Source organism: Hymenobacter lapidarius (assembly GCF_001816145.1).
Classification (GTDB): domain Bacteria; phylum Bacteroidota; class Bacteroidia; order Cytophagales; family Hymenobacteraceae; genus Hymenobacter; species Hymenobacter lapidarius.
Genome location: NZ_MDZB01000012.1, coordinates 1 through 2,603, shown reverse-complemented (window position 1 = coordinate 2,603; position 2,603 = coordinate 1). Strand labels below are relative to the sequence as shown.

The 2,603-nt window shown below is 59.8% G+C and carries 3 protein-coding genes; all 3 read left to right on the top strand.

The features are described 5' to 3' along the window. The first annotated feature begins 307 nt into the window (after positions 1-307). Entirely contained in the window at positions 308-895 is a 588-nt protein-coding gene (locus BEN47_RS00620) for a hypothetical protein (protein ID WP_070724277.1), read from the top strand. 86 nt (positions 896-981) lie between these two features. Further along, entirely contained in the window at positions 982-1,647 is a 666-nt protein-coding gene (locus BEN47_RS00615; protein WP_158010770.1) for a site-specific integrase, read from the top strand. 49 nt (positions 1,648-1,696) lie between these two features. Continuing rightward, the coding region (locus BEN47_RS00610; RefSeq protein ID WP_125921426.1) for a DEAD/DEAH box helicase family protein at positions 1,697-2,603 on the top strand (907 nt) is incomplete at its 3' end.

The window sequence follows — 2,603 nt, the reverse complement described above, 5'->3', positions numbered from 1 at the left end:
TTCTTCGACCGGCTCCCCGAGTTTGGCCAAGAACTCGCGTCCCGCCTAACCCTCAAATTTCATATTCTCGATTCGCATCCTACTTCGTGACGAGTATAGTACCAGAGACGGGAGTACCTAATACCGTATCCAACCAAAGACGAAACTGATAAAATAGCTGCTATTTCACAATAAAAAAAGCCTTTTATTGGTAATTACGCTTGTTTCTTTACGTAAGTCATGTGTGTGGTTTACGGCATGTTTGTACCCCTGGCTGTACCCAATTCGTGCGAGTAGCTACCTTCACGTCAGCATCAACCCCTAGCTCATGGCGACCGTCTCGTTTCACCTTAAGGACCCCAAGGCCAACAAACCGACGCCCGTGTTCATCTTGTTTAACCCCCATAATGGGACACCCAGGGTTCGCATTTACACCGGCGAGAAAATCCTGCCCGCTTACTGGACCGGCGGTAATGTACAACAGGCCCTGACCAAGGGCCGCTCCATCAACGCCGAACTCAAGCGCACCCACGAAACACTTAACGCCAGCCTCACCCGGATGAGCAAGCGCCTGCTGGCCTACTGGAACGAGTACCGCAGCCAGGGTAAGCTGCCAAGTGACACCCAGCTACGGGAAGCCGTCGAACCGGAAGCAGCACCCGCAGCACCCGCCCCGGCGCCGTGCCCCCTTGCCGACCTGCTGGCCTACAAGGACCGCCATGCCCGAACCCGTCAGCCGAATACCGTAAAGGCTCTGGGCACGCTTTACAACCACTTGGTTCGCTACGAGCAGCTTAGTGGCCAAGCCCTGACGTACGAGGGCTTTACAAAGAATTTTGGGACGATTTCACCGCTTACCTTCTCGACACAGCCCGATTACAAGACAACAGTATCGCCAAGCTCCTGGCTCACCTGAAGCACTTCCTGGGGGATGCTGTTGAGTCGGGGCATACCACGTTGCAGGAGTACAAGCGCTGGCGCTGGACACGCCAGGACCCAGACGTGCTGGCTCTCACCCGGACCGAATTATCCTCCCTAGAGCACGTCGACTTATCCGGCCTGAGCGACACGAACCGGCTGGAGAACGCGCGTGCACTGTTCCTCATCAGCTGCTACACCGGCCTGCGATTTTCCGACGTAGCTGCCCTGCGGCCGGAGCACCAGAATGGCGAGTGGCTCGAGCTGCGAGCCAAGAAAACCAAGGACAAGCTCACCATCCCGCTCCGCGGCAACCCTGCCGTACCGCTGCTGGCCCGGCTTTGGGCAGGCCAAGTGCGCACCATCACCAACCAGAAGCTGAACGCTTATATCAAGGATGTTGCCCGGGTCGCGGGCATCGACACCCCAACCAAGCATGACGAGCACCAGGGAAGCCAGCACACCAGCACCACCCATCCCAAGTACGAACTCATCGGCACCCACACGGGTCGGCGCACCTTCGTTACTCTTTCGCTCGAGGGGGGCTTGAGCTGGGAAACGATTATGAAAGCCACCGGGCACAAAGACTTCAAGTCGTTTCGCCGGTATATCCAGGTAACATCAGAAAGGTTGCTGACAGACTTTGCTCGTGTCTGGGGCAAACAAGAAGACGTCGCAAGTAATGCTTTGTCTGGGAGCAGTCCCTCGCCAGCCGCTGCCACAACAAGCCTGCAGGCTTTTTATGGCTGAGGCCTAATACGGAATTACTTTCGCAGTTCTACCGCCGCACCTTCTTTTCATGCTCACCCCCGAACAACACGCCCGCCAGCTCATCGATGCCCAACTGACCGCCGCTGGCTGGACGGTGCAGGACACGAAGCTGCTGAACCTGGGCGCCAGCGCTGGCGTGGCGGTGCGCGAATACCCCACCGCCTCCGGTCCGGCCGACTATGCCCTGTTCGTCGACCGCAAGCTGGTGGGCATCGTGGAGGCGAAGAAGGAAGGCACTTCGCTCACGGCCGTGGCCGAGCAGACGGCCCGCTACCAGGCCAGCGCGACTAAGCACGCTCAGCGGGTGGCCGAGCAGTTACCTTTCGGATACGAGGCCAACGGGCAGGAAATCCGCTTTGCCGATGCCCGCGACCCGGAGCCGCGCTCGCGGCCGGTGTTCGGCTTTCACCGGCCTGAAACCTTGCGCGACTGGACCCGGCAGCTGCACACGCTGCGGGCGCGGCTACGCACCTTGCCGGCCGTGACCACCGCCGGCCTGCGCGACTGCCAGATTGAGGCGCTGCGCAACCTGGACGTGAGCTTGAAGGACGACCGGCCGCGGGCGCTGATTCAGATGGCTACCGGCTCGGGAAAGACGTTTACGGCAGTGTCGTTCATTTACCGGCTCATCAAGTTTGCGGGGGCCAAGCGGGTGCTGTTTCTGGTGGACCGGGGCAATTTGGGGCGGCAGACCTTGCAAGAGTTTCAGCAGTACACGGCCCCGGACGACGGGCGCAAGTTTACGGAGCTGTACAATGTGCAGCACCTGACTTCGAACCAGCTCGATACGGTGAGCAAGGTGACTATTACCACCATTCTGCGGCTGTACTCGATGCTGCGGGGCGAGGCGGAATACGACGCGGGCAACGAGGAGCGCTCGGGCTTTGAGCTGAATGGCGACGCGCCGCAGCGGCCCCGCGAGGTGGCCTACAACC

What these genes read in the sequence shown, in the direction of transcription:
- BEN47_RS00620 (WP_070724277.1), top strand. Translation starts at nt 308, where the DNA reads ATGGCGACCGTCTCGTTTCACCTTAAGGACCCCAAGGCCAACAAACCG.